Raw genomic sequence first — 6,000 nt, forward strand, 5'->3', positions numbered from 1 at the left:
GATGGCTCAAACCACCAGCCCCATCGGGTTCTCGACCAATTGCTGGAACGCCTGCATCAGCGCAGCACCGTCCGCGCCGTCGATAGCGCGGTGATCGAAGCTGCCGGTGGCGCTCATCACGGTGGCGACGCCCAGTGCGCCGTCGATAACATGGGGCCGCTGTTCGCCCGCGCCGACCGCCAGGATCATCGCCTGCGGCGGATTGATGACCGCGTCGAATTGCTTGGTGCCGAACATGCCCAGATTGGAGAGCGAAGCCGTGCCGCCCTGATATTCGTGCGGTTGCAATTTGCCATCGCGCGCCTTGCCCGCAAGTTCCTTCATCTCGGTGGAAATCTGTGCGAGCCCCTTGCGACCAGCATCGACCACGATGGGCGTGATCAGGCCGCTCGGCGCGGCGACGGCGACCGAGATGTCCTGGCGGGTATACTGATGCAGTTCGTCACCCTGGAAGCTGACATTGCAGGAGGGCACCCGCGCCAATGCGCGGGCGAGCGCCTTGATCAGCAGATCGTTGACCGACAGCTTGATCCCGTCCGCTTCCAGCGAGGCGTTCAGCTGGCTGCGCAGCTTCAGCAACGCATCCAGACGCACGTCCACGGTCAGATAGATGTGCGGAATGGTCTGCTTCGCTTCGGTCAGACGGCGCGCGATCACCTTGCGGACATTGTTGAGCTTCTGCGCTTCGTAAGGCGCGCCGAACTCGCTTTCCGCAGGCGTTTTCGCAGGTGTCTTGGGGGCGTCCATCGCCTTGTCGCTTCGCGCGGCGTCCTTCACTGCCAATTTGCCCGGCTCGGCGTTCTCGACATCGGCCTTCACGATCCGACCGTTCGGCCCGCTGCCCTGCACTCCTGAGAGATCGAGCCCCTTCTGTTCGGCGATACGCTTGGCAAGCGGCGAGGCCACGATGCGATCGCCCGAAGGTGCGGGAGCGGAATTCGTCGAAACCGAGGCGGTCGGGGCCGGCGAGGACTTCGTCGGCGTCGAAGGCGCCTCTTCGGTGCGCCGCTCCTCTTCCTCGACCTTTTCCTCGCGAGCCTGTTCGGCGCTTTCGCCGCCGGCGGGTGATGCCTTCGCCGCTTCGTCCACGTCTTCGCCTTCTTCGGCGAGCATGGCGATCACGGTGCCGACCTTGACGCCTTCGCTACCCTCTTCCACCGCAATGGACGCGAGCGTGCCTTCGTCGACCGCTTCAAATTCCATCGTCGCCTTGTCGGTCTCGATCTCGGCCATGATGTCCCCGGCGGACACCTTGTCGCCCGGTTTGATCAGCCAGCGCGCGAGGGTGCCTTCCTCCATGGTGGGCGACAGAGCGGGCATCTTGATCGGAGTGGGCATGTTTTACGCTACGTCCTCGCGCGGGAAGCTGACGGTTCGGTTCGCTGCTCCTCTGCCCAAACCGGGCAGGCCCCGCAAGGCCCTTGCGGTGAATACGAATTTACCGGATACGCGCCGGCACGAGGGGAAGGGGACCGATGCGCAATTATCTGGTCGTGATGGACGAGACCGACGAAGCGAAGATTGCCCTGCGTTTCGCCAGCCTGCGCGCCGCGCGCACCGGCGGTGCGGTGCACATCCTGGCGCTGGTGCCCCGGCAGAACTTCAACGCGTTCGGCGCGGTGCAGGCGACGATCGAGCAGGAGGCCAAGGATCGCGCCGAAGTGATGGCCAATTCCGCCGCTGGAAACATCTTCGCCGAAAGCGGCAAGATGCCCCAGATCGCGGTGCGCAGCGGGAACCCGCAGGAGGTCGTGCGTAATTACCTGAACGAGCGCGAGGACATCGCCGCCCTCGTCCTCGGCGCCAATCGCGAAGGTGGCCCCGGCCCGCTGATCACCCATTTTGCCCACGATGCGGGCAGCCTGCCCTGCCCGCTTTATATCGTGCCGGGCGGCCTCGACACCGAAGCGGTCGACCGGTTGGCCTGACGCCGGATCAGGTCAGGGTGCCGCGCGTCGGATAGCCCTTGTCCACCGTGAACATCAGCCCTTCGAGCAGATCGTCGAGATCGGGCCGCGTGAACGGCGCACTCTGGACGACGGCGAAATGCAAGGTGCCGTCCGGCTTGACCACGAACAGGCCGGGTTCCGAAAACATGTCCGGCTCCTCGCTCCCTTCGCGCTTTTCGGAAATGTAGAGGCCGTATTCGCGCGCCTTTTCCTCGCTCAGTGAGTGGGCGAGCGGGAGATCGTGCGTGTCCCACTCCTCATGGCTCACCGCCGCCCGTTCGGGACTGTCCATCGAGATCGCGAAAACGTTGATGCCCTTGTCCGTGAACTCGTCGAGCTTGCCGCCGAGTTCGGTAAGGTATTTCTTGCAGATCGGACAATGCTTGCCGCGATAGAACACGAGCATCGTGAAATTCTCGGGATCCTGCTTTTCGAGTTCGAAGCGCGCCTCGATCGTGAGCGGCAGGTCGAGTGCGGGAATGGGCTGGCCGGGCTTGAGCATCGGTGAAATCTCCTTTGCTCTTCAATGGCCGGGTGCCCGTCCCCGTTCCGTCATTTCTTCTTGCCGCGCCCCTGGTGGCGAATGTTCTTCGGGCGCCCGCGCTGGCCTTGCGCATGTTTCTGACGCGGCGCGCCCGTGCCTTTGCTTGGGCCTTTGCCCGGACCCTTGCGATGCGATTTCTTCGGCGGCGGACGATCGCCCCGCTTCTCGATCCGTTCGCCATCGCTTTCGGGCACTTCGAATTTGAGCGCGCCGGTCAAAGCATTTGCTTCGGCAAGCTTCAGCTTCAGTCGGTCCCCCACGGCGTATTCCGTGCCGCTGCTCTCGCCGATCAGCTTCTGCGCTGCATCGTCGTAACGGAAATATTCCCGGCCCAGCGTGCTGACCGGGACCAGCCCATCGCCGCCGAGCTTGTCGATCGTGGCGAAGAAGCCGAACCCCTGAACACCGGTGATGCGGGTGTCGAACGTTTCCCCGACGCGGCCCGAAAGCCAGGCGGCGACATAGCGGTCGACCGTGTCGCGTTCCGCTTCCATCGCGCGGCGTTCGGTCTGGCTGATCGCATCGGTGATGTTGCTAAGTGCGGTTCTGTCGCGGTCCGACAAACCCGTAGCTTCAGGTAGGTCGAGCTTCGTCTTGGGTTGTTCGAGCTTGTAGGCATCCACAAGCGAACGATGGACCAAAAGATCGGCATAGCGGCGGATGGGTGAGGTGAAGTGGGCGTAGCTGCCCAGGGAAAGCCCGAAATGCCCGGCATTGGCCGGCCCGTAATAGGCCTGCGTCTGGCTGCGGAGGACGGCTTCCATGATCAGCGCCTTTTCCGCCGGATCGGACACGTCCTTGAGCATGCGGTTGAAGAGGCCGGCCGTTATCACCTGCCCCAGCGCGAAGCTGCGGCCCTGGCTTTCGAGATACTCCTTGAAGGCGGAGAGCTTCTCGCGGCTCGGCTGTTCGTGAACGCGGTAGACGACCGGAGCCTTCTTCGCTTCCAGCGCCTTTGCCGCAGCGACATTGGCGGCGATCATGAAATCTTCGACCACGCGGTGCGCGTCGAGCCGTTCGCGTACGGCGATCTCCTCGATCACCCCTTCATCGTTCAGTCGTACCTGCCGCTCGGGCAGATCGAGGTCGAGCGGATCACGCGCCTGACGCGCCTTGTAGAGCAGCTTCCAGGCACCCCAGAGATCCTGAAGCGTCTTATCCGCCGATCCGTCATCGATGGCTTTCTGGGCGTCTTCGTAGGCGACATTCGCCGCCAATCGCACGATCGCGCGAGTGAAGCGCCAATCGGTGATCTTGCCGTCGGACGAGATCGTCATGTGACAGGCCATTGCCGCGCGGTCCTGCTCCTCGACGAGAGAGCAGACATCGGCGCTCAACACTTCGGGCAGCATCGGCACAACCCGGTCGGGGAAGTAGACAGAATTGCCGCGTTTTCTCGCTTCGCGGTCGAGCGCACCGCCGGGGCGCACGTAATAGGACACGTCGGCAATGGCGACGATAGCCTTGTAGCCGCCGTTTCCGTCCGGCTCCGCCCAGATCGCATCGTCGTGGTCGCGCGCATCGGCGGGGTCGATGGCGACGATGGGGACATCGCGCAGATCTTCGCGCTTGTCTTCCGACAGGGGCAGATCGACCGCACGCTCCGCCTCGGCCATCGCCTCTTCGGGGAAGATGTGCGGGATGCCGTGCTTGGCGATGGCGATCAGGCTGAAGCTTTTGGGTGCCAGGGGATCGCCGATCACTTCGACCACCTTCACGCCTGCGCGCTGCGATTTGCCGGTGCGTTCGGCGAGGACGAGTTCGCCCTCCTCCGCGCCGCCGAGATCGGAAATCGGCGAGGAATTGCGCACTCGTTTGTCCACGGGCGCGAGCCAGGGTTTGCCGCCCCCGTCGAACTCGACGACGCCCATGAGGCCTTCGCTGCGAGCGGGGAGCTTCTTGATCGGCGTGGCGCGCCAGCCGCGCTCGGTTTCCTCGTTGCGCGCCAGAACGCGATCGCCGCGCTTGAGCGCCGCCATCTTCTTGGACTCTTTAACGAGCAGGCGCGGCGGCTTTTCGTCGCTATCGGGGTTCCAGTTCTCAGGCTCGGCGAAGACCTCGCCGTCGTCGATCTCGACCACCTTGAGAACGGTTACCTTCGGTACGCCGCCCATCCGGTGATAGGCTGTGCGCTTGCCATCGATCAGGCCTTCTTCGGCCATGTCCTTCAAGCGCTTTTTGAGCGTGATCTTCTCCTGTCCCTTGAGACCGAAGGCCTTGGCGATCTCACGCTTTCCAGCGGGGGTCTCGGAGGTCTGGATGAATTCGAGAATTTGTTCTTTGCTCGGCATGCCTTTATGCTGCCGGTTCTTGTTCTGTTTTGTCATGGGCCCGATATGGGGCAGGTGGGCGCATTTTCCCACCCCTGCCCCGTATCTCGCCAGTCGGCGCTTAGTACGCGCGAGCCAGTAAGATCCGTTCGACCGCAGGATCGCCGGTAAAGATGCACGCTCCATCGGCAGGCGCGGCATCCGTGGGCACGTTGCGGATCGTCAGCTTCAGTGCCTTCAACCGCTCGACCACCTGATCGAGCGCCGCCCCGGTCGGTTTCGACCATTGGACTTCGACCCAGCCGGGATATTTCGCGTCCGAATTGAAATGCGCTTCCACTGCGTCGTAGCTGTCGACGCCGCGCGTTATATTGGCCTCGCGCCGGTCGCGGGCTTCGGTCAGCAGCGCGGCCTGCATATCGGCGAGCACATCGGGGATGGTCTGCCCGGCGATCTCGCGGGTCGGCGCTTCGAAGGCAGGCTTGCCCGAATTCTTGTCCCACAAACGGTCGCGGCGCAGCATCGATACCACGCCGTTCTGCATGTCTCGCCCACCGACTTCGACGATGACCGGCGCGCCCTTGCGCACCCAGTCCCAGCGCTTGGCTGCCGCCTTGCCCGGTTTCGTATCGAGCAATACGCGCAACTTCTCGCCAAGCACATGCTGCCCGGCGAGCGTGGCGCGCAGCCCCTCGCAATAATCGATCAGCGCGGCATCCTCGTCATTGTCGCGCAGCATGGGCAGGATCACGACCTGCCACGGGGCGAGGCGCGGCGGAACGCGCAGACCGTCATCGTCGCCATGCGCCATGATCATGCCGCCGATCATGCGGGTGGACACGCCCCAGCTGGTGGTGTGGGCCAGCGTTTCGCTGCCTTCGCGGTTCTGGAATTTGATCCCGCTCGCAGCCGAAAAATTCGTGCCGAGATAATGGCTGGTCCCGGCCTGGAGCGCCTTGCCGTCCTGCATCATCGCTTCGATCGACCAGGTCTCGACAGCGCCGGGGAAACGTTCGTTCTCCGGCTTCTCGCCCACAATCACGGGAAGCGCTAGATCCTCTTCGGCGCATTGGCGATAGACTTCGAGCATGCGCAGGGTGTGCTCTTTCGCCTCCGCCTCGGTCTCGTGCGCGGTGTGGCCCTCCTGCCAGAGAAATTCGGCCGTGCGCAGGAACATCCGGGTGCGCATTTCCCAGCGCACGACATTGGCCCATTGGTTGAGCTTCAGGGGCAGGTC

Annotated in this window: 5 protein-coding genes; 1 reads left to right on the forward strand and 4 read right to left on the reverse strand. The window is 63.7% G+C overall.

The genetic code is table 11. The features are described 5' to 3' along the window. Positions 1-6 precede the first annotated feature (6 nt). Positions 7-1,338: a pyruvate dehydrogenase complex dihydrolipoamide acetyltransferase gene (locus A3736_RS04365; RefSeq protein ID WP_067679675.1), complete on the reverse strand. Its 1,332-nt coding sequence runs from the start codon at positions 1,336-1,338 to the stop codon at positions 7-9. A gap of 137 nt (positions 1,339-1,475) precedes the next feature. Here A3736_RS04365 and A3736_RS04370 point away from each other — a divergent pair, with 137 nt between their 5' ends. Beyond that, positions 1,476-1,928 carry a universal stress protein gene (locus A3736_RS04370; protein ID WP_067679678.1) on the forward strand — a complete coding sequence of 151 codons (453 nt, stop codon included), beginning with the start codon at positions 1,476-1,478 and terminating at the stop codon, positions 1,926-1,928. A gap of 7 nt (positions 1,929-1,935) precedes the next feature. Here A3736_RS04370 and A3736_RS04375 read toward each other — a convergent pair whose 3' ends face one another. The 3 genes from A3736_RS04375 to A3736_RS04385 form a co-directional block, all read right to left on the reverse strand. Further along, entirely contained in the window at positions 1,936-2,451 is a 516-nt protein-coding gene (locus A3736_RS04375; RefSeq protein WP_067679681.1) for a peroxiredoxin-like family protein, read from the reverse strand. Between the two features lie 50 nt (positions 2,452-2,501). Further along, positions 2,502-4,784 carry a ribonuclease R gene (gene rnr, locus A3736_RS04380; protein WP_197465485.1) on the reverse strand — a complete coding sequence of 761 codons (2,283 nt, stop codon included), beginning with the start codon at positions 4,782-4,784 and terminating at the stop codon, positions 2,502-2,504. 100 nt (positions 4,785-4,884) lie between these two features. Beyond that, positions 4,885-6,000 (reverse strand): aminoacyl--tRNA ligase-related protein (locus tag A3736_RS04385; RefSeq protein ID WP_067679684.1); only part of this gene is annotated, 1,116 nt, incomplete at its 5' end.

The organism is Erythrobacter sp. HI0063 (assembly GCF_001635685.1).
Taxonomy (GTDB): domain Bacteria; phylum Pseudomonadota; class Alphaproteobacteria; order Sphingomonadales; family Sphingomonadaceae; genus Qipengyuania.